Source organism: Microbacterium enclense, assembly GCF_001456955.1.
GTDB classification, from domain to species: Bacteria; Actinomycetota; Actinomycetes; order Actinomycetales; family Microbacteriaceae; genus Microbacterium; species Microbacterium enclense.
The window spans coordinates 168,910-188,978 of the sequence record NZ_KQ758473.1 but is presented as its reverse complement, the minus strand read 5'-3'; the positions used below and the strand labels follow the sequence as shown (position 1 = coordinate 188,978).

Here is a 20,069-nt window from a genome sequence, read left to right as displayed (position 1 = left end):
GCCGTCAGGCCGTGGGGTCGTCGCCGCGGGAGAGGTCGTCCCACGAGTCGATCGCGTCGTGCGGACGACCCGTGTCGGCCCCCGCCTCGGTGGCCGTGCGGTACTTGCGGCTCGCTCCCGATGTCCAGCGGCGTGCGGTGACCAGGGTGAAGACGGCCGCGGCGAACAGCACCGCCTGCGCGAACAGGGTCACCCCCGGCCACGGGGTCAGCGAGAAGCCGGTGATGAGCGAGCCGACGGCATCCGTTCCGGAGATGCCCGTGGCGTCGGTCACCGTCGATGCCGCCGCGGCGACGGGGCGCCCGATCATCAGCTGGGCGGCGCCGACGCCGACGAGGGCCGCGATCAGCGCGCCCAGCACGCCGAAGACGTAGCGCAGCACGGGTCCGACGATCGACAGCGCGGCCCCGAGCGCCAGCGCCGCGAGGCTCAGCGGGGTGAGCACGGGCAGGGCTTCGGCGCCCGCAACCGCGAGGGTCTGCTGCGCGCCGTCGTCGAGGGTGACGTCGATCCACGTCTGGGTAGAGGCGATCACCCCGATCGCCCCCGCCGCCAGCATCGCCAGCACCGCGAGCGAGCGGGCGCGCCGCATCAGCGCTCCCCCACGACCGGGTGCAGATCGTCGGCGTCGAAGCAGGTGTGGTCGCCGGTGTGGCAGGCGGCGCCGATCTGGTCGACCTCGATGAGCAGGGTGTCGCCGTCGCAGTCGAGGCGCGCGCCCTTGACCAGCTGGATGTGGCCCGACGTGTCGCCCTTGCGCCAGTACTCCTGACGCGAGCGCGACCAGAACGTCACGCGGCCGGTGGTCAGCGTGCGGTTCAGGGCCTCGGCATCCATCCACCCCATCATCAGCACTTCACGCGAGTCGTACTGCTGGATGACCGCGGGGACGAGGCCGTCGGCGTTGTACGTGACGCTCTCGACGCTCATCGGCGCACCTCGATCCCCTCGGCGGCCATCGCGTCTTTGACCTGTCCGACGGTCAGCTGCGCGGAGTGGAACACGGATGCCGCGAGCACGGCGTCGGCACCGGCCTGCACGGCCGGGGCGAAGTGCTCCAGGGCGCCGGCGCCGCCCGAGGCGATGACCGGCACCGCGGCGACCTGGCGCATCAGGCGGACGAGCTCGAGGTCGAAGCCCTGCTTCGTGCCGTCGGCGTCGATGGAGTTCACCAGCAGCTCGCCGGCCCCGCGTTCGACGGCCTCGCGCGCCCAGTCGAGGGCGTCGAGGGTGGTCTCGGTGCGGCCGCCGTGGGTGGTCACGACGAAGCCGGAGGGGGTGGATGCCGCGCGCTTCACGTCGAGCGAGAGCACGACGACCTGCGCGCCGAACCGGTCCGCGATCTCGTCGATGAGCGCGGGGCGGGCGATCGCGGCGGAGTTCACGCCGATCTTGTCAGCGCCGACCGCGAGCAGGCGCGCGACGTCCTCAGCCGAGCGCACTCCCCCGCCGACGGTGAGCGGGATGAAGACCTGCTCGGCCGTGCGGCGCACGACGTCGTAGGTGGTGGAGCGCTCATCGACCGTGGCCGTGACGTCGAGGAAGGTGACCTCGTCGGCGCCCTGCTCGAAGTAGAGCTTGGCCAGCTCGACCGGGTCGCCCATGTCGCGCAGGTCGAGGAAGTTGACGCCCTTGACGACGCGGCCCGCCGCCACGTCGAGGCACGGGATGACGCGACGCGCGAGGGCCATCAGAGCCTCGCGGCGAGGATCTCGGTGACGAGGATCGCGCGCGCGCCGATGGCGTAGAGCTCGTCCATCACGCGGTTGACGTCGCGGCGCGGGCTCATCACGCGCACGGCCACCCACTCGGGGTCGCGCAGCGGCGAGATCGTCGGCGACTCCAGGCCCGGCGCGACGGCGATCGCCTGCTCGACGAGGTGAGCCGGCAGGTCGTAGTCGATGAGCACGTACTTGCGAGCGGCGAGCACGCCGCGAAGGCGCCGCAGGAGCGTCTCGGTGCCCTCGACCTCGTTCGGGCCGGCGATCAGCACGGCGTCGCTCTCGAGCAGGACGGGGCCGAAGATCTCGAGCCCCGCCTGACGCAGCGTCGTGCCGGTTGAGACGACGTCGGCCACGGCATCCGCCACTCCGAGCTGCACGGCCGATTCGACCGCGCCGTCGAGCGGCACGATGTCGACGGCGATGCCGCGCTCGTCGAGGAACGCGTCGACCAGACCCGGGTACGCGGTCGCGACGCGCAGGCCCTGCAGGTCGTTCACATCGGTGAAGCGGCCGGGGCGGCCGGCGAAGCGGAAGGTCGAACCGGCGAAACCGAGCGACTCGATCTCGCGCGCACCCGGCATGCGGGCGTCGAGCAGCAGGTCACGGCCGGTGATGCCGACATCGAGCGCGCCGGATCCGACGTAGGTCGCGATGTCGCGCGGGCGGAGGTAGAAGAACTCGACCTCGTTGACGGGGTCGACGGTGTACAGGTCTTTCGAGTCGCGTCGTCCGGTGTACCCGGCCTCCGAGAGCATCTCGGCGGCGGTCTCGGCGAGCGACCCCTTGTTCGGCACGGCGATACGCAGCATGACGGGGGCTTTCGTGTTGGAGTGAGCGGAAGGCGGCAGACGCCGCGGAGGCGGTGTCGGGCTGTCGGAGGTGGGGCTCAGAGATGTCGGTAGACGTCTTCGAGCGACAGGCCCTTCGCGAGCATGAGCGTCTGCAGGTGGTACAGCAGCTGCGAGATCTCTTCGGCTGCCGCCGCGTCGGACTCGTACTCAGCGGCCATCCACACCTCGGCGGCCTCTTCGACGATCTTCTTGCCTATGGCGTGCACGCCGGCGTCGAGCTGCGCGACGGTGCCCGACCCCTCGGGTCGCTCGACGGCCTTGGCGCTGAGTTCCGCGAACAGGTCGTCGAAGGTCTTCACGATCCCAGGGTATCGGGTCGGCGGGGTGGCCGGTGCCGTGGGCGCGGCGGGGGCGGCGCCGCGGGGTCGGCGGTGCGGCGCGGTCCGCGGGCGGTGGTGCGGCGCGGTCCGCGCGGCGGTGCCGTGAGGCCGTGGCATCGGATGCCGGGTGTCGGTCGCCGATAAACGCGCCTTGCGCGAAGAAACGGCGGCAGAGGGCGTTTCAGCGCGCGGATCGCGTTTCTCGGCGCGAGGAGCAGGCGGTGCCGAGGGGTGGGTGGTGCGGCACGGTCCTCGGACGGTGCAGTGAGGTCGTGGCATCCGGATGCCGGCGCGTCGGTCGCTGATAAACGCTTCTCGCGCGAAGAAACGGCGGCAGAGGGCGTTTCCGCGTGCAAATCGCGTTTCTCAGCGCGAGGGGCCACGCGGGGGGGGGGGGGGGGGGGGGGGGGGGGGGGGGGGGGGGGGGGGGGGAACGCGTTCTCACGCGCGGATCGCGCCTCCGCGAGAGAGCGATGCGGGCAGCGGGCGCTGGAGGCGCGAACGCCGACGGCGCGCGTCAGTGGCGGTGGCGCGCGGCGGAGGCGCGGAGCGACTGGATTGCGCGGTCGGGGTCGTCGGCGCCGAACACCGCGGAGCCGGCGACGAAGGTGTCGGCCCCGGCTTCGGCGGCCTGGGCGATCGTGGACTCGCCGATGCCGCCGTCGACCTGCAGCCACACGCTCGATCCGCGGCGCTTCGCCTCGTCGGCGAGGGCGCGGAGCTTCGGCATGGTCTCGGGCATGAACGACTGGCCGCCGAAACCGGGCTCGACGGTCATCACCAGGATCTGGTCGAACTCGTTGAGCGCCTCGAACAGGTTCTCGACGGGGGTGCCGGGCTTCACGGCCACACCGGCGCGCGCGCCGATCGATCGGAGCTGGCGGGCGAGCGCGATGGGGGATGCCGCGGCCTCGAGGTGGAAGGTGACGGATGCCGCGCCCAGCTCGGCGTAGGCCGGAGCCCACCGGTCGGGGTCGTCGATCATCAGGTGCACGTCCAGCGGCACGGGGCTCGTCTCCTGGATGCGCCCCACCATCTGCGGCCCGAACGTGAGGTTGGGCACGAAATGGTTGTCCATGACGTCGACGTGTACGAAGTCCGCGCCGGCGATGCGGGCGAGCTCGGCCTCCATGTTCACGAAGTCGGCGGCCAGGATGCTCGGGTTGATGCGAGGGGCGTCGGTAGGCACCCGACCATTATGGGCGCGAGCGAGGGTCCTCCCCCGCTCGGGCCGTCGGCTGCCCGCCGTCGCGCGCCGCGTGTGCACCACACCTCGTCCCTCGTCCGTCGCTACGCCACGTGTCGCGAGCACGGGACGGAGAGGGGCGCGATCGCGGGTCAGCGCTTGCGCAGCAGCGCGATCGACATCGCGTCGGTGCCGTGACGGTGGGGCCACAGCTGGGCGCGCAGCGATCCGTCGGCCTGGTCGGGCAGATCGATCTCGTTCTGCGCGACCGCGCGCACGACCGCGCGGGCGTCGAGCTCCTCCACGGCGTCGCCGAGCTCGCGCTTGACCTCCGCCAAGACCCCGGAGGTCTCGGCGAGGTGCGGCGAGCACGTGACGTACGCCACGACCCCGCCCGGCTTGAGCGCCTCGAACGCCGCGAGCACCAGCTCCTGCTGCAGCGCCGTCAGGTCGGGCACGTCGGCCGGCGTCTTGCGCCACCGCGCCTCGGGCCGCCGACGAAGTGCGCCGATGCCCGTGCACGGGGCGTCCACCAGGATGCGGTCGTACTCCCCCGGCGTCCGCGCCGCGCGATCGCGGCCGTCCTCCTCACTGACCTCGACGGGGAGGGGCACGGATGCCACGGCCTGGCGTACGAGTCCCGCACGCGCCGGCGCGATCTCATTGGCATCCAGCGTCGCGCGGGCGGCGAGGGCCTCGGCGGCGAGCAGGGCCGTCTTGCCGCCGGGGCCGGCGCACAGGTCGAGCCACCTCTCGCCCGATTGCACGGGAAGCGCGCGGCTGAGGGCGAGTGCGGCGAGCTGCGAACCCTCGTCCTGCACGCGGATCCGGCCATCGGAGGCGCGGATGAGCCCCTCCGGGTCTCCCCCGCGGGTCGTGAAGGCCGTCGGGGCGAAGCGGGCCCCGGCGGCGTCGTCGGGAACATCGGCCAGCCCCGGCAAGGCGACCATCGCCACGCGGGGCGCGGCGTTGTCGGCCTCGAGCAGCGCCTCGAGCTCGTCGACGCGGCCCTCCGCGTTCAGCGCGCGTCGGAGCGCGCGCACGATCCACACGGGATGGGCCGATATGAGGCCGATGCGCTCGTCGTCGCTGCGCGCCCCGGCGGCGATGCGCTGCATCCACTGACCGGGCGTGTCGCGCGAGACCCGGCGCAGGACGGCGTTGACGAAGCCCGCCGCACCCCTTCCCCCGCCGTGGCGGCGCGCCAACTCGACCGACTCGTTGACGGCCGCGTGCGACGCGACCCGCGTCGACAGCAGCTGGTGAACGCCGAGGCGCAGCGCGTCGAGCACGTTCGGGTCGATGCGGTCGACGGTGCGATCGGCCGCGGCGGCGATGATGGCGTCGTACGTCCCCCGCCGACGCAGTGTGCCGTAGGTCAGTTCCGTCGCGAGACCGGCGTCCTTGGCATCCAGTCTCGCCCGCACGATGGCGTGCGGCAGCAGCAGATTGGCGTACGCCTCATCGCCCGACACCGCGCGCAGGACCTCGTAGGCGACGGCGCGCGCTCCCTGCACACTCATGCGCCGAGCACCGGCTCGTCGGAGCGGAGGCCGCGGAACCAGTCTCCGGCAGCCATGGCGCCCTTGCCCGCGGGTTGGACCGTCTCGAGCCGGATCGGCGTGGAGCCGGTTCCGACGATCACGGTCTTGCCGGATGCCGCGACCCGTCCGGGCGGGAGGGCCGGCGCCTCGGAGGGGGCGGCCCGCAGCACCTTGAAACGGGAGCCGTCGAGGGTGGTGTGGGCGCCCGGCTCGGGAGTGACACCGGCGATGCGGTGCAGAAGGCTCTCGGCATCCTGTGCGAAGTCGAGGGCGCCGTCCTCGAGCGCGAGTTTCGGGGCGAGCGTGGGTTCGCCCCGCTGTGCGGTGGCGACCGCCGTGCCGTCGGCGATGCCGTCGACCACACGGGCCAGCAGCGGCGCGCCGATCTCGGCGAGATCGTCGAGCACGTCGGCGGAGGTCGCACCGGAGGGCACCTCGTAGCGCTCCTCGGCGAACACGTCGCCCGCGTCGAGAGCAGCCACGAGCTGGAACACGCTCGCGCCGGTCACGGTGTCTCCCGCGATGAGGGCGCGCTGCACGGGCGCGGCGCCACGCCAGCGCGGCAGGAGCGAGAAGTGCAGGTTGATCCAGCCGTGCGCGGGCGTCGACAGCAGCGGCTCGCGCACGAGTCCGCCGTAGGCGACGATCACGCCGAGTTCGGGTGCGAGCGCGGCGATCCGGGCGGTCGCGTCGGCATCGAGGCGGTCGGCCTTGATGATCGGGATGCCGAGCTCCTCCGCCGCCTGCGCGACCGGAGACGGGGTGAGCACGCGCTTGCGTCCGAGCGGTGCGTCGCCGCGCGTGACGACGGCGACGACCTCGTGCGGACCGGCCGCCAGCACGCGGAGGGAGGGGACGGCGACGGCGGGGGTGCCGGCGAAGACGAGGCGCATGGTTCTCCTCAGGCGGGTCGGGGCGGGGCTGTCGCCGCACGCGGTCTGCGTCGGCTCGGTGGGGCGACGCTCACAGATCGGGCTCGGGGATGTCGAGACGAACTCTGAGCGTACTGCGCGGCTTCGGACCGCGGTCCTTGCGCGATTTGCGGGCGCGCAGGGCGTCGGCGATGACGCCCGCCCGCAGCGCCTCGGCGACGGCCCGACCGTGGGCGTAGTCGAAGCGCACCAGGGCGCGGGAGGTCGCGACATCAGGCGTCTCGGAGGTGTCGACCGGGCCGAGGATGGCGAGGGCGTCGAGATCGGGGACCGTCTCGCGGAGGGATGCCAACAGCGTGTCCACGCTGCGGGTGTGGCCGTCGACGCTAGCCACGCGCACCGCCGGGGGCATGCGCAACGGAGCCCGGTCGGCGAGCTCCGCGCGCGCGTACGCGGGCTGCGTCCACGTCGCGAGAGCGCGGGCCACGGGGCCGGCGACGCCGACCAGGTGCACGGGAGCGCCGGGGGCGGCCAGGGCGGCGGCGTTGGACCACCAGCGCAGGCAGCTCTCGCCGATGCGCAGGGCCTCGCTCTGCAGCATCCGGTCGCCGTCGAGCAGGATGACGGCGCGATACCCGCCGCGGGCGATCGGCTCGGCGCCGCGCGTGGCGATGACGAGGGCGGGAAGGGGGTCGACCTCGGCGACGGGGTGCGCGCCGTCGGCGACGATGACCCGCGTGTTCGGGAAGGCGCGGCCGAGCTCGTCGGCGGTGCGCTCGCTGCCCGACGACGCCATGCGCAGCTTCGCGGAGCCGCAGTGCCCGCACGTCCACGCGTGGGCGCTCCGGCCGCACCAGGCGCAGACCGGCGTCGCACCGGGCCGGGCGGCGCGCAGCGGCCCCGCGCAGTGCGGGCACCGGGCGGGACGACGGCAGTCGGCGCACACGAGCGACGGCGCGTAGCCGGGGCGGGCGACCTGCACCAGCACGGGACCGTGCTGCAGCGCCTCGCGCGCGGCGGCGAACGCCGAGGACGGAACCCGCGACTGCCGCTGCTCGCCCTCGCGGGTCGCGCTGAGGACCACTCGGGGGCTGGAGCGGCGGGCCGGCGCGATCTCGCGCACGTAGCCGACCTCGACCAACCGCTGTACGTCGGTCGTGCGCGTGTGTCCGACGAAGACGAGGGCCGACCCCTCCCCTTCTTGGCGGACGAGGGCAGCGTCGCGCGCGTGCACACCGGGCGCGAGGGGCTCCGACAGCAGGGAGTCGCCGTCGTCCCAGATCGCCACGAGTCCGGTATCGTGCGCCGGCGCGTACACGCCGGAGCGGCGGCCCACGACGATGCAGGGCACGGGTGCGAGAGTGCGGAGGTACTGCGCGTAGCGCGCGGGCCCCGACTGGTCGGCGTCGTCGCGCACGATGGCATCCGGGGTCACCAGCTCGCCGAGCGCAGCGAGCAGCTGCGCCTGATCGCGGTAGTCGGGGACGACGAGGACGGCGCTCCGACCCCGGGCGAGGGTGCGCACCGCGGCGGCGGCGAGCAGGTCGGCCCATGCGCCGCGCGGCAGCTCGCCGTGCGGGCGCGGGGGCGCGTCGACCGCGAGGCGCTCGCCGGCGTCGATGGCGTCGGCGAGCCCGGGGTAGGGCTGCAGCAGCGCGTCGGAGCGCTCGCGGGCGGCGGGCGCGACCTCGGGTCGCTCGGGCGGCGGTGCGGCCGCCCACGCCTTCTCGGCGCGGACCATGCGCTTGGGAACGGCCAGACGCAGCACGTCGCTCACCGAACCGGCGGCGCGATCGGCCACGCGTCGCGCGAGCGTGTACAGGCGCTCGGGCAGCACCGGCATGGGCGACACCACCGCCTCGACCGACGACAGCGGTCGCTCGGTGCCGTCGTCGGCCACGACCTCGATGACGAAGGCGTCCATCATGCGCCCGGCCGAGCGCAGCGGCACCTTCACCCGCACGCCCGGCGCGACGTCTGCCACCAGGGGGTGCGGAACGGCGTAGTCGAACAGCCGGTCCAGCTGTGGCACGGGCGACTCGAGCTGCACCCGCGCGACGCGGCGTTCGCTCACGAGCGCGCACTTCCGACGGCGAGGCCGCCCCCGGCGGTGGCCGCCCCGGGCGCGAGACCGGCCGGGCCCGGCTCCGCCGAGGTGCGGCCGCGGCCGCAGCCTGCGACGCCCGCCCGCACGGTCAGAGACCGGCGGCGGCGCGCAGCTCGTCGACGCGGTCGGTGCGCTCCCACGTGAACTCGGGCAGCTCGCGGCCGAAGTGGCCGTACGTGGCGGTCTGCGCGTAGATCGGACGCAGCAGGTCGAGCTGCTCGACGATGGCCGCGGGGCGCAGGTCGAACACGTCGCGGATGGCGCTGACGATCACGTCGTCGGCCACGTGGGCGGTGCCGAACGACTCGACGTAGAGGCCGACGGGGTTCGCCTTGCCGATCGCGTAGGCCACCTGCACCTCGAGGCGGTCGGCGAGACCGGCCGCGACGGCGTTCTTCGCCACCCAGCGCATGGCGTAGGCCGCAGAGCGGTCGACCTTCGACGGGTCTTTGCCGCTGAAGGCGCCGCCGCCGTGGCGGGAGGCCCCGCCGTACGTGTCGATGATGATCTTGCGGCCCGTCAGGCCCGCGTCGCCCTTGGGGCCGCCGATGACGAACGGACCGGCCGGGTTGATGTAGTACTTCACGTCGGGGAGCTCGAGGCCCGTCTCGGCGAGCACCGGGTCGATGACCTCGGCCTGCACCTGCGCGCGCAGGTCTTCCTGCGAGATGTCGGGGTGGTGCTGCGTCGAGAGCACGACCGAATCGACGCTGCGCGGCGTGTGCCCGTCGTAGCCGAGCGTGACCTGCGTCTTGCCGTCGGGGCGGAGGAAGGGCAGTGCGCCGCTCTTGCGGACGGATGCCAGACGCTCGGCGATGCGGTGCGCGGTCCACGCGGCCATCGGCATGAGCTGCGGCGTCTCGTTGGTGGCGAAGCCGAACATGATGCCCTGGTCGCCGGCCCCCTGCAGATCGCGGGGATCGACGGAGCCGCGCTCGCGCTGCTCGAACGCTTTGTTCACGCCCGCCGCGATGTCGGAGGACTGCGCACCGATCGAGACCGACACGCCGCATGACTCGCCGTCGAAGCCGGTCTCGCTCGAGGTGTACCCGATGCGGTTCACCACGTCGCGGACGATGGCGGGGATCTCGACGTACGCGCTCGTCGACACCTCGCCCGCCACGTGCACGAGCCCGGTCGTGACCAGCGTCTCGACGGCGACGCGCCCGGTGGGGTCGTCGGTGAGGATGGCATCGAGGATGCTGTCGGAGATCTGGTCGCAGATCTTGTCGGGGTGTCCTTCGGTGACGGACTCGGACGTGAACAGGCGCAGGTCGGTCAAGGTGACTCCGGAGAATGAGCGAGCGGGGATGGGCACAAGTATGCCCCGGACGGCGATGAGCCGCCCGGGGCATCGTCACATCTGTGAACAGATCACGAGAGTGCGGGGCTGGGGATCACTCCGCAGCGCGCAGACGCAGCTTGTCTTCGTGGATCTCGTGCAGCGCGATCGTGAGGGGCTTGTCTTCGACGGTCGAGTCGACGAGGGGGCCGACGTTGTCGAAGAGGTTTCCCTCGTGCAGGTCGGAGTAGTAGTCGTTGATCTGGCGCGCGCGCTTGGACGCGTAGATGACGAGCTGGTACTTCGAGTCGACCTTGTCGAGCAGAGCGTCGATGGGCGGGTCGATGATGCCCTTGTCACGTCCGGCCATGGGGAACCTCCTGGTTCGGCGGGATGGGGTGGATGCGGCGCCGGGAGCGCCGAAGCATCCTCTTATTCTAGCCGACGCCGACCTTGCGCGTGCCGAGGGCGTCGGGTGGGTCGTGCCTTCGGGTTCTGGGGCGGAATCCGCACTTCGGGGCGAAGAACTCGCGCCCCGAGCGGCGGGTTCCGCCCCGAACCGGGGTCAGCGCTGCGCGGCCGCCAGCGCCACCACGTCGGCGGCGGCGGATGCCACGTCTTCGTTCACGACGCGGTAGTCGAACTCGTTCTGTGCCGCGAGTTCGACCCGGGCGGTGCGAAGGCGCCTGGCGCGCTCCTCGGCATCCTCGGTCCCTCGTCCGACGAGGCGCTGGACGAGTTCGTCCCAGCTCGGCGGGAGGAGGAACACGAGCGTGGCCGACGGGTCGGCGGCGCGCACCTGGCGCGCACCCTGCAGGTCGATCTCGAGCAGAGCGGTGCCGCCGGCAGCCAGCACCCGCTCGATGGGCTCGCGCGGCGTGCCGTAGCGGTTCTGGTTGTGCACGACGGCCCACTCCAGCAGCTCCCCCGCGGCGACCATGCGGTCGAACTCGGCGTCGTCGACGAAGTAGTAGTGCTGGCCCTCGACCTCGCCGGGGCGGGGCTTGCGCGTCGTCGCCGAGACCGACAGGTGGATCTGCGGGTAGTTCTGCTTGATGTGGGCGGCCACGGTGCCCTTGCCGACGGCCGTGGGTCCGGCCAGCACGATCAGGCGGCTGCGTCCGTCGCGCGGACCCGGCTCGGGCCAGCGGCTGTCGAGGAACGCCCGCAGCGCGTCGCGCTGACGCGTGCCGAGACCGCCGAGACGCTTGACCGGCGAGATGCCGAGCGAGGCGAGGATGCGGTCGCGCTTGCTCTCGCCGATCGCCGGGATGGCGGTCAGGAACTCGGTGACGCGCATCGCACCCGCCGGCGACAGCGGGTCGGCGAGACCGCGGCGCAGCAGTTCTTGCGGCGAGATGACGCGGCTCGACACATCGCGCTTGAGCGCCGCGCGTTCGCGGCGGGCTTCCACGGCGCGGCGGGACGCTGCGGCGCGGTCGACCTCGGGCGGGCGGCGGGTGTCAACCATTCAGGGTCTCCCGGTAGAGCGCGGCGCGCTGCTCGATGCGGGCGGTCAGGCGGTCGGGGCCGACCGCGAGGATGCTGCGACTCTCGTTCGCCACGACCGCCTTGGCGACGTAGCCGAAGAGCCGATGCAGGTCGGCGGGCTCGGCGCCCTGCGCCCCGAAGCCGGGCGCGAGGATCGGCATGCCCGCCAGTGCCACATCGCCCAGGCCGAAGGCTGCGCGGTCGACGGTGGCGCCGACGACGACGCCGATCGAGCCGAAGGCGCCGGGCGCGCCGATGTTCGCCTCGTTGACGTCGTGCGCGACGCGGGCGGCGACGTACTCGTGATCGCCGACCGCGAGGGCGTCGTCGACGATGGCGCTCTGCAGCGCACGCGCCTCGGGGTTGCTCGTCGCCGTCAGCACGAATGCGCCCTTGCCATGGCGCACCGCGAACGAGAGGGTCTCACGCAACGAGTCGGCGCCCATGTACGGCGCCAGGGTCACGGCATCCGCTTCGAGGGGCGAACCGGTCTCGAGCCAGGCATGGGCGTAGCCGTCCATCGTCGTGCCGATGTCGCCGCGTTTGGCGTCGGCGATGACGAGCAGGCCCGCCGCGCGGGCGGCGGCCATCACGTCTTCGAGGGCGGCGAACCCGCGGGAGCCGTAGCGCTCGTAGAACGCCACCTGGGGCTTCACCACACCGACGCGGCCGGCTGCCGCCTCGACCACCCGCAGGCCGAACTCGCGCGCGCCGTCAGCCGTGGCATCCAGCCCCCACGCCGACAGCAGTGCGGCGTGGGGGTCGATGCCGACGCACAGGGCGCCGTGGGCGTCGAGGGCGGCGGAGAGCCGCTGACCGAACGTGTCGCTCACAGGCGACCCGCGCGATCCCCGGCGTACTCCTGCAGGCTGCGCACGGCGAAGCCGTCCTTCATCGCGCCGAGCGCGCTGACGGCGGCGCCGAGCACGGCCATCGTGGTGAACAGGGCCTTGTCCGCGGCGACCGCGGCGGCACGGATTTCGTACCCGTCGGCGCGCGCCGACCCGCCGCTGGGCGTGTTGACGATCATGTCGACCTTGCCCGCGTTGATGAGGTCGACCACGTTCTGCTGACCGGAGCCCTGCGTCTCGGAGTACTTCTCGACGACCTGCACCCGGATGCCGTTGCGGGCGAGGATCTCGGCCGTACCCTCGGTCGCCATGAGCTCGAACCCGAGTTCCTGGAGGCGGTGCGCGGGCAGGATCACGGCGCGCTTGTCGGCGTCGGCGACCGAGATGAACACGGTGCCGGAGGTCGGCATCCCGCCGTACGCGGCCTCCTGCGACTTCGCGAACGCCGTCGGGAAGTCGCGGTCGATGCCCATGACCTCGCCGGTCGAGCGCATCTCGGGCCCGAGCACGCTGTCGACGGTGTGACCGTCGGCGGTGCGGAACCGCTTGAACGGCAGCACGGCCTCCTTGACGGCGACGGGCGCGTCGAGCGGCACGCGCGAGCCGTCCTGCTCGGGCAGCAGACCCTCGGTGATGAGCTCGGCGATCGTGCTGCCGGCCATGATGCGGCTGGCGGCCTTGGCGAGCGGGATGCCGAGCGCCTTCGAGACGAACGGCACGGTGCGGCTCGCGCGCGGGTTCGCCTCGATGACGTAGAGCACGCCGGCCGAGATCGCGAACTGCACGTTCAGCAGCCCGCGGACTCCGACGCCCTTCGCGATGGCCAGGGTCGCCTCGCGGACCCGGTCGACCTCGGTGCGACCGAGCGAGACCGGCGGGAGCGTGCACGAGGAGTCACCGGAGTGGATGCCGGCCTCCTCGAGGTGCTCCATGACGCCGCCGATGTAGAGGTCGGTGCCGTCGTACAGCGCGTCGACGTCGAGCTCGATGGCATCGTCGAGGAAGCGGTCGACCAGCAGCGGGAGTCCGGGGCCGATGATCGCCTGGTCGGCCACGCGCACGAAGTAATCGCGCAGTGCCTCGGTCGAGTAGACGATCTCCATGCCGCGACCGCCGAGCACGAAGCTCGGGCGCACGAGCACGGGGTAGCCGATCTCCTCGGCCACCTGCACCGCGCCCTCGACGTCGATCGCCGTCCCGTTGCGCGGGGCGACCAGACCGGCGTCGTCGAGCAGGCGCGAGAACAGCTCGCGCTCCTCGGCGAGGTCGATCGCCTCGGGGCTGGTTCCGAGGATCGTGTAGCCGGCGGCCTCGATGCCCTTCGCCAGACCCAGCGGCGTCTGTCCGCCGAGCTGGCAGACGACACCGAGGATGGTGCCCGACTGGCTCTCGGCGTGCAGCACCTCGAGCACGTCCTCGAGCGTGAGCGGCTCGAAGTAGAGGCGGTCGGAGGTGTCGTAGTCGGTCGACACGGTCTCGGGGTTGCAGTTGACCATGACGGTCTCGTAGCCGGCGTCCGACAGCGCGAACGAGGCGTGCACGCACGAGTAGTCGAACTCGACACCCTGGCCGATGCGGTTGGGGCCCGAGCCGATGATGACGACCTTCGTGCGGTCGGAGGGGGTGACCTCGGTCTCGGCGTCGTAGCTCGAGTAGTGGTACGGCGTCAGGGCCGGGAACTCCCCCGCGCACGTGTCGACGGTCTTGTAGACCGGGCGCACGTCGAGCGCGTAGCGGCTCTCGCGCACGGCGGTCTCGTCGAGCCCGCGGATCTGGGCGATCTGCGCGTCGCTGAAACCGTGCTCCTTCGCGACGCGGATGGTGTCGGCATCCAGTTCTTCGGCGGCGCCGATGAACTCCGCGACCTCGTTGATCAGCACCATCTGGTCGATGAACCACGGGTCGATCGCCGTCGCGTCGAACGCCTGCTCGGGCGTCGCGCCCTTGCGCAGGGCCTGCTGCAGCACGACGATGCGGCCGTCGGTCGGGGTCTTCGCGATCTCGAGCAGCTCCTCGAGCGAGCGTGACTCCTCGCCCCAGTGGAAGCTCGAACCGCGCTTCTCGAGCGAACGCAGCGCCTTCTGCAGGGCCGTGGTGTAGTTGCGACCGATCGCCATGGCCTCGCCCACCGACTTCATGGTCGTGGTCAGCGTGGTGTCGGCGGCGGGGAACTTCTCGAAGTTGAACCGCGGCACCTTCACCACGACGTAGTCGAGCGTGGGCTCGAAGCTCGCCGGGGTCACCTTGGTGATGTCGTTGGGGATCTCGTCGAGGCGGTAGCCGATGGCCAGCTTCGCGGCGATCTTCGCGATCGGGAAGCCGGTGGCCTTCGACGCCAGCGCGCTCGAACGCGACACGCGGGGATTCATCTCGATGACGATGATGCGGCCCGTCTTCGGGTCGACGGCGAACTGGATGTTGCAGCCGCCGGTGTCGACGCCGACGGCGCGGATGATGTCGATGCCGATGTCGCGCAGCCGCTGGTACTCGCGGTCGGTCAGCGTGAGCGCGGGCGCCACGGTGATCGAGTCGCCCGTGTGCACGCCGACGGGGTCGACGTTCTCGATCGAGCAGACGACCACCGTGTTGTCGGCGGTGTCGCGCATGAGCTCGAGCTCGTACTCCTTCCACCCGAGGATCGACTCCTCGAGCAGCACCTCGCTGGTGGGCGAGTCGTGCAGGCCCGCACCGCCGATGCGGCGCAGGTCGGCCTCGTCGTATGCGAAGCCCGAACCGAGACCTCCCATCGTGAACGAGGGACGCACGACCAGCGGGTAGCCGAGCTTCTCGGCGCCGGCGAGGAGTTCGTCCATCGAGTGGCAGATGACGGATGCCGCCACGTCGGCGCCCGCCTCGATGACGAGCTCCTTGAAGATCTGGCGGTCTTCACCGCGGTTGATCGCGTCGAAGTCGGCGCCGATGAGTTCGACGTCGTACTTCTCGAGGATCCCGCGCTTGTGCAGCTGGATCGCCGCGTTCAGGGCCGTCTGTCCACCGAGGGTGGGGAGCACGGCATCCGGCTTCTCTTTGGCGATGATCGACTCGATCACCTCGGGGGTGATGGGCTCGATGTAGGTCGCGTCGGCGAAGTCGGGGTCGGTCATGATCGTCGCCGGGTTGGAGTTGACGAGGATGACGCGCACCCCCTCTTCGCGCAGGACGCGGCAGGCCTGGGTGCCGGAGTAGTCGAACTCGCAGGCCTGACCGATGACGATCGGGCCGGAGCCGATGACGAGGACGGAGGTGATGTCGTCGCGCTTAGGCATTGTTGTCTTCCTGGGTCGAGTCCTGAGCGTCGTTCTGGCCCTGAGCCGCGGTGGCCGGTCCCTGGGCCTGTCGAAGGGCCTGGGTGGCGAGGACCATCTCGCGGAAGCGGTCGAACAGGTAGTTGGCGTCGTGCGGACCCGAGGCGGCCTCGGGGTGGTACTGCACGCTGAACGCGGGGATGTCGAGGGCGCGAAGACCCTCGACGACGTTGTCGTTGAGGCCGATGTGGCTCACCTCGACGCGGCCGAAGCCGTTGGGGCTGTCGACGACCTGGTCGAGCGGCGCGTCGACGGCGAAGCCGTGGTTCTGCGACGTGATCTCGACGCGGCCGGTCGTCTTGTCGAGCACCGGCTGGTTGATGCCGCGGTGACCGAACGGCAGCTTGTAGGTGCCGAAGCCGAGGGCGCGGCCCAGCAGCTGGTTGCCGAAGCAGATGCCGAAGAAGGGCAGGCCGTCGCCGAGGACGGCGCGCAGCAGTTCGACGTGCTGGTCGGATGCCGCGGGGTCGCCGGGACCGTTGGAGTAGAACGCCGCGACCGGCTCGATCGCGCGGATCTCGTCGATCGTGGCGGACTGCGGGAAGACGTGCACGTCGAAGCCGCGGGCCGCGAGGTTGTCGATCGTGGACTTCTTCACACCCAGGTCGAGCACGGCGAGGTTGCCGATGCGCTCGGCGGTGGCGGGGGTCACCTCGACCTCGGTGACCGAGACCTCGGCGGAGAGATTGCGCCCCGCCATGCCCGGCGCTTCACGCACGCGGCGCAGCTGCTCGTCGGCATCCAGCTCCGCCGCCTCGCCCGAGAAGACGCCGCCGCGCATGCTGCCCGAGGAGCGGATGCGACGCGTCACCGCGCGGGTGTCGATGCCGGAGATGCCGACGATCCCGTCTTCGACGAGCGCGTCGTCGAGCGAGCGGTTCGCACGCCAGTTCGACACCATGCGCGAGGGGTCGCGCACGACGTAGCCGGCGACCCAGATGCGGCGGGATTCGGGGTCTTCGTCGTTCACGCCGGTATTGCCGATGTGCGGGGCGGTCTGCAGCACGATCTGGCCCGCGTACGAGGGGTCGGTGATCGTCTCCTGGTAACCGGTCATGCCGGTGGCGAAGACGACCTCGCCGAGGGTCTCGCCGCGGGCGCCGTACGCGCGGCCGGTGTAGCGGGTGCCGTCTTCGAGCACGAGGACGGCCGGGTCGCGCGTCAGGCGCGCGGAAGGGATCAGGGCGGTCATGCGTCGCTTCCTGTCGTGGTGATGAGGGGACGGATGGCGTCGGCGAGGGCTTTCGCCGAGGCATCCTGAGGACGGAGGTAGGTGTCGACGACCGTGGCGTCGTCGATGCGCCAGCTGATGCGGGTCAGGCCGCCGGCCTCGACCACACGGTCGATGGCGACGGTGGCCTGAGCGGCATCCACCAGACGGTCTGGGGTGAGCGCGATGCGGGGCTGACCCGGCAGGTCGAGGGCGACGCCGGCCGTGGTGACGGTGACGTCGACGCGGGAGCGGAAGCCGAGACCCTTGATCGCGAGACGCTCGAGCGGCTCGTCGTGACGCGTCGTGGCGACGTAGAGCCCCGGGAACGCGGCCGTCTCGACGGCGTCCTCGGGCAGCTCCCCCACCGGGGCGGTGAAGCGCGCATCGCGCCGCGTTCGTCGCACCCACGCCCACGCGAGCAGGGCGAGCACCACGACGGCGACTCCCACCATCACGAGCAGGGCGCCCTCACGACTCACGCGAGCGCTCCGGGGGTGTCGAGCAGGGCACCGTCGGCGACGGTCGGGATGCCGGCGCGCACGGTCCAGCGCACCTCGCCGGGCAGCTCCCGCCCGAGGTACGGCGAGTTCTTGCTGCGACCGCGCAGGTCGGTCACCGCGAACGGGCGCGACGGACGCGGGTCGTACAGCGTGAACGACGCGGGGTGGCCCGCAGCGACGGGCGTACCGTGTCCGTCGAGGCGGCCGATGCGCGCGGGGGTCTTCGACAGCACGCGGGCGACGTCGGCCCAGTCGAGCAGCCCCGTGTCGACCATCGCCTGCTGCACGACCCGCAGGGCGCTCTCGAGGCCCACCATGCCGTTCGCCGCGGCGGCCCATTCGCAGGCCTTCGCCTCAGCGGGGTGCGGGGCGTGGTCGGTGGCGACGATGTCGATCGTGCCGTCGGCGAGGCCCTCGCGCACGGCCATGACGTCTTCTTCGCGGCGCAGCGGCGGGTTGACCTTGTACCGGGCGTCGTAGTCGCGCACGAGCTCGTCGGTCAGCAGCAGATGGTGCGGAGTGACCTCGGCGGTGACGTCGACGCCGCGCTTCTTGGCCCAGCGGATGATGTCGACCGACCCGGCGGTGCTGAGGTGGCAGACGTGGAGCCGCGAGCCGACGTGCTCGGCGAGCAGCACATCGCGGGCGATGATCGACTCCTCGGCGACCGCCGGCCAGCCGGTGAGGCCGAGCTCGGCCGACACGGCACCCTCGTTCATCTGCGCGCCCTCGGTGAGTCGCGGGTCCTGCGCATGCTGGGCGACGACGCCGTCGAACGCCTTCACGTACTCCAGCGCCCGGCGCATGATGAGCGGGTCGAACACGCAGAAGCCGTCGTCGCTGAAGACGCGCACGCGGGCGCGGGAGTCGGCCATGGCGCCGAGTTCCGCGAGCCGCTCCCCCTTCTGGCCCACGGTGATGGCACCGATCGGCTGCACGTGCACGTAGCCGGCGGCTTCGCCGAGCGCGAGCTCCTGCTCCACCACACCAGCGGTGTCGGCGGTCGGCGAGGTGTTCGGCATGGCGAACACGGTGGTGAACCCGCCCGCGGCGGCGGCGCGCGACCCGGTGAGCACGGTCTCGGATGCCTCGAATCCGGGCTCGCGCAGGTGCACGTGCAGGTCGACCAGACCGGGGAGGGCGATCAGTCCGTCGGCGTCGACGACGGTGGCACCCGCGTGCGACAGGCCGCCGCCGGTCTCGGCGATGACGCCGTCACGCACGAGCAGGTCGGTGGCATCCTGACCCTCGATGCGCGCGCCGCGCACCAGAAGCGTCTGGGGGGTGGCGTGGCTCATCGGAGGTCCTCTTTCTCGGTGTCGGGGCGCTCGCCCGCGAGCAGCAGGTAGAGCACGGCCATCCGCACGGAGACGCCGTTCGTGACCTGTTCGAGCACCGTCGAACGAGGCGAATCGGCGGCTTCGGCGGAAATCTCCAGACCTCGGTTCATCGGACCGGGGTGCAACACAATGCTATCGGTCGGCAAGGCCTCCAGACGTCGCGCGTCGAGACCATAACGGCGTGAATACTCCCGTTCAGTCGGGAAATACGCGGCGTTCATGCGCTCGAGCTGGATGCGGAGCATCATCAGCGCATTGGGGCCTGTGGAGATGGCGTGATCGAGGTCGTAGTCGACTTCGACCGGCCAGCCGCTGACGTCCTGGGGCACGAGCGTCGGAGGGGCGACCAGCGTCACGTGCGCGCCGAGGGTGTGCAGAAGCCACACGTTCGAGCGTGCGACCCGGGAGTGCAGCACGTCGCCGACGATCGTGACCCGGATGCCGTCGAGGTCGCGGCCGCGGCTCGCGTCGCCGAACAGACGCTTGCGGATCGTGAACGCGTCGAGCAGGGCCTGCGTGGGGTGCTCGTGCGTGCCGTCGCCGGCGTTGACGACGCCCGCGCTGATCCAGCCGGAGGTCGCGAGCGTGCGCGGAGCCCCGGACGCTCCGTGGCGGATGACGACGGCATCCGCCCCCATCGCCTGGAGCGTCTGCGCCGTATCCTGCAGCGATTCGCCCTTGCTGACGCTGGAGCCCTTCGCCGAGAAGTTGATGACGTCGGCACTGAGGCGCTTGGCGGCGGCCTCGAACGAGATGCGCGTACGGGTGGAGTCCTCGAAGAAGAGGTTGACGACCGTCTTGCCGCGCAGGGTCGGCAGTTTCTTGACCTCGCGGCGCTGGGTGTCGGCCATGTCTTCGGCGACATCGAGGATCTCGAGCGCGTCGGCGCGCGAGAGGTGCTGGGTGTCGAGCAGGTGCCTCATGACTCGATGGTCACCTCTTCGATGCCGTCGGTCTCAGCAAGACGGACGTTCACGCGCTCGTCGCGGGCGCTGGGGAGGTTCTTGCCCACGAAGTCGGGGCGGATCGGCAGCTCGCGGTGCCCGCGGTCGATCAGGGTCGCCAACCGCACGGCGGCGGGGCGCCCGATGTCCTGCAGGGCGTCGAGAGCGGCGCGGATGCTGCGGCCCGAGAAGAGCACGTCGTCGACCAGCACGACGGTCTTGCCGTCGATGCCGCCGGAGGGGATCTCGGTCTTCCGCGGCGCCCGCGTGGGGTTGCGGTGCAGATCGTCGCGGTACATCGTCACGTCGAGCGAGCCGACCGGCACGGGTGCGCCGCCGAACTCGCTGATCAGCGGAGCGATCCGGTTCGCGAGCGTGACGCCGCGGGTCGGGATGCCGAGAAGGACGAGTCCCTCCGGTCCCTTGTTGGACTCCAGGATCTCGTGCGAGATGCGCGTCAAAGCGCGGGCGATATCGGCATCGTGCATGACGGTGCGCGTACTCATCCGCTGCTCCCTTCTCCGCCTCACGGGACGGGG

General features: G+C 71.8%; 19 protein-coding genes. All 19 read right to left on the bottom strand.

Translation table 11 applies throughout. From position 1 onward, the window contains the following. Positions 1-4: 4 nt before the first annotated feature. Entirely contained in the window at positions 5-592 is a 588-nt protein-coding gene (locus tag AS029_RS14220) for a Trp biosynthesis-associated membrane protein (protein WP_058233245.1), read from the bottom strand. After that, entirely contained in the window at positions 592-930 is a 339-nt protein-coding gene (hisI, locus tag AS029_RS14215; RefSeq protein ID WP_058233244.1) for a phosphoribosyl-AMP cyclohydrolase, read from the bottom strand. Before hisI ends, AS029_RS14220 begins: the two co-directional genes overlap by 1 nt. Then, positions 927-1,691, bottom strand: a complete 765-nt coding sequence (gene hisF, locus AS029_RS14210) for an imidazole glycerol phosphate synthase subunit HisF (RefSeq protein ID WP_058233243.1) — start codon at positions 1,689-1,691, stop codon at positions 927-929. Before hisF ends, hisI begins: the two co-directional genes overlap by 4 nt. Continuing rightward, positions 1,691-2,533 carry an ATP phosphoribosyltransferase gene (gene hisG, locus AS029_RS14205; protein ID WP_058233242.1) on the bottom strand — a complete coding sequence of 281 codons (843 nt, stop codon included), beginning with the start codon at positions 2,531-2,533 and terminating at the stop codon, positions 1,691-1,693. The genes hisF and hisG overlap by 1 nt, the downstream gene beginning before the upstream one ends. A gap of 77 nt (positions 2,534-2,610) precedes the next feature. Next, on the bottom strand, positions 2,611-2,874 hold the full coding sequence (locus AS029_RS14200) for a phosphoribosyl-ATP diphosphatase (protein WP_055837422.1): 264 nt from the start codon (positions 2,872-2,874) through the stop codon (positions 2,611-2,613). A gap of 538 nt (positions 2,875-3,412) precedes the next feature. Next, positions 3,413-4,084 carry a ribulose-phosphate 3-epimerase gene (rpe, locus tag AS029_RS14195; RefSeq protein ID WP_058233241.1) on the bottom strand — a complete coding sequence of 224 codons (672 nt, stop codon included), beginning with the start codon at positions 4,082-4,084 and terminating at the stop codon, positions 3,413-3,415. Between the two features lie 149 nt (positions 4,085-4,233). After that, the gene (locus AS029_RS14190; RefSeq protein WP_058233240.1) at positions 4,234-5,604 is read right to left on the bottom strand and encodes an RsmB/NOP family class I SAM-dependent RNA methyltransferase; all 1,371 of its coding nucleotides are present in this window, start codon (positions 5,602-5,604) and stop codon (positions 4,234-4,236) included. Then, the gene (gene fmt / locus AS029_RS14185) at positions 5,601-6,518 is read right to left on the bottom strand and encodes a methionyl-tRNA formyltransferase (RefSeq protein ID WP_058233239.1); all 918 of its coding nucleotides are present in this window, start codon (positions 6,516-6,518) and stop codon (positions 5,601-5,603) included. Before fmt ends, AS029_RS14190 begins: the two co-directional genes overlap by 4 nt. 70 nt (positions 6,519-6,588) lie before the next feature. Beyond that, positions 6,589-8,571, bottom strand: coding sequence for a primosomal protein N' family DNA-binding protein (locus AS029_RS14180; protein WP_058233238.1), 1,983 nt, complete (start codon positions 8,569-8,571; stop codon positions 6,589-6,591). A gap of 121 nt (positions 8,572-8,692) precedes the next feature. Beyond that, entirely contained in the window at positions 8,693-9,886 is a 1,194-nt protein-coding gene (metK, locus tag AS029_RS14175; protein WP_058233237.1) for a methionine adenosyltransferase, read from the bottom strand. Between the two features lie 115 nt (positions 9,887-10,001). Then, positions 10,002-10,256: a DNA-directed RNA polymerase subunit omega gene (gene rpoZ, locus AS029_RS14170; RefSeq protein WP_055837405.1), complete on the bottom strand. Its 255-nt coding sequence runs from the start codon at positions 10,254-10,256 to the stop codon at positions 10,002-10,004. A 195-nt stretch (positions 10,257-10,451) separates the two neighbouring features. Beyond that, positions 10,452-11,357: a guanylate kinase gene (gene gmk, locus AS029_RS14165; protein WP_058233236.1), complete on the bottom strand. Its 906-nt coding sequence runs from the start codon at positions 11,355-11,357 to the stop codon at positions 10,452-10,454. Further along, positions 11,350-12,210 (bottom strand): orotidine-5'-phosphate decarboxylase, encoded by an 861-nt coding sequence (gene pyrF / locus AS029_RS14160; RefSeq protein WP_058233235.1) that lies wholly within the window; start codon positions 12,208-12,210, stop codon positions 11,350-11,352. Before pyrF ends, gmk begins: the two co-directional genes overlap by 8 nt. Further along, a complete protein-coding gene (carB, locus tag AS029_RS14155; protein ID WP_058233234.1) occupies positions 12,207-15,494 on the bottom strand; it encodes a carbamoyl-phosphate synthase large subunit in 3,288 nt (1,095 codons plus the stop codon). The genes pyrF and carB overlap by 4 nt, the downstream gene beginning before the upstream one ends. Next, positions 15,487-16,725, bottom strand: coding sequence for a glutamine-hydrolyzing carbamoyl-phosphate synthase small subunit (gene carA / locus AS029_RS14150; RefSeq protein ID WP_058233233.1), 1,239 nt, complete (start codon positions 16,723-16,725; stop codon positions 15,487-15,489). Before carA ends, carB begins: the two co-directional genes overlap by 8 nt. Then, positions 16,722-17,225 (bottom strand): PH-like domain-containing protein, encoded by a 504-nt coding sequence (locus AS029_RS14145; protein WP_058233232.1) that lies wholly within the window; start codon positions 17,223-17,225, stop codon positions 16,722-16,724. The genes carA and AS029_RS14145 overlap by 4 nt, the downstream gene beginning before the upstream one ends. After that, entirely contained in the window at positions 17,222-18,544 is a 1,323-nt protein-coding gene (locus AS029_RS14140) for a dihydroorotase (protein ID WP_058233231.1), read from the bottom strand. Before AS029_RS14140 ends, AS029_RS14145 begins: the two co-directional genes overlap by 4 nt. Next, positions 18,541-19,509, bottom strand: a complete 969-nt coding sequence (locus AS029_RS14135) for an aspartate carbamoyltransferase catalytic subunit (RefSeq protein WP_058233230.1) — start codon at positions 19,507-19,509, stop codon at positions 18,541-18,543. Before AS029_RS14135 ends, AS029_RS14140 begins: the two co-directional genes overlap by 4 nt. Further along, on the bottom strand, positions 19,506-20,036 hold the full coding sequence (pyrR, locus tag AS029_RS14130; RefSeq protein WP_058233229.1) for a bifunctional pyr operon transcriptional regulator/uracil phosphoribosyltransferase PyrR: 531 nt from the start codon (positions 20,034-20,036) through the stop codon (positions 19,506-19,508). The genes AS029_RS14135 and pyrR overlap by 4 nt, the downstream gene beginning before the upstream one ends. Positions 20,037-20,069 lie beyond the last annotated feature (33 nt).

Excerpts from the sequence above, each read along its gene's own strand:
- AS029_RS14220 (WP_058233245.1), bottom strand. The coding sequence starts at position 592 with ATGCGGCGCGCCCGCTCGCTCGCGGTGCTGGCGATGCTGGCGGCGGGG.
- hisI (WP_058233244.1), bottom strand. The coding sequence starts at position 930 with ATGAGCGTCGAGAGCGTCACGTACAACGCCGACGGCCTCGTCCCCGCG.
- hisF (WP_058233243.1), bottom strand. The coding sequence starts at position 1,691 with ATGGCCCTCGCGCGTCGCGTCATCCCGTGCCTCGACGTGGCGGCGGGC.
- hisG (WP_058233242.1), bottom strand. The coding sequence starts at position 2,533 with ATGCTGCGTATCGCCGTGCCGAACAAGGGGTCGCTCGCCGAGACCGCC.
- AS029_RS14190 (WP_058233240.1), bottom strand. The coding sequence starts at position 5,604 with ATGAGTGTGCAGGGAGCGCGCGCCGTCGCCTACGAGGTCCTGCGCGCG.
- fmt (WP_058233239.1), bottom strand. The coding sequence starts at position 6,518 with ATGCGCCTCGTCTTCGCCGGCACCCCCGCCGTCGCCGTCCCCTCCCTC.
- rpoZ (WP_055837405.1), bottom strand. The coding sequence starts at position 10,256 with ATGGCCGGACGTGACAAGGGCATCATCGACCCGCCCATCGACGCTCTG.
- gmk (WP_058233236.1), bottom strand. The coding sequence starts at position 11,357 with ATGGTTGACACCCGCCGCCCGCCCGAGGTCGACCGCGCCGCAGCGTCC.
- carB (WP_058233234.1), bottom strand. The coding sequence starts at position 15,494 with ATGCCTAAGCGCGACGACATCACCTCCGTCCTCGTCATCGGCTCCGGC.
- carA (WP_058233233.1), bottom strand. The coding sequence starts at position 16,725 with ATGACCGCCCTGATCCCTTCCGCGCGCCTGACGCGCGACCCGGCCGTC.
- AS029_RS14140 (WP_058233231.1), bottom strand. The coding sequence starts at position 18,544 with ATGAGCCACGCCACCCCCCAGACGCTTCTGGTGCGCGGCGCGCGCATC.
- AS029_RS14135 (WP_058233230.1), bottom strand. The coding sequence starts at position 19,509 with ATGAGGCACCTGCTCGACACCCAGCACCTCTCGCGCGCCGACGCGCTC.
- pyrR (WP_058233229.1), bottom strand. The coding sequence starts at position 20,036 with ATGAGTACGCGCACCGTCATGCACGATGCCGATATCGCCCGCGCTTTG.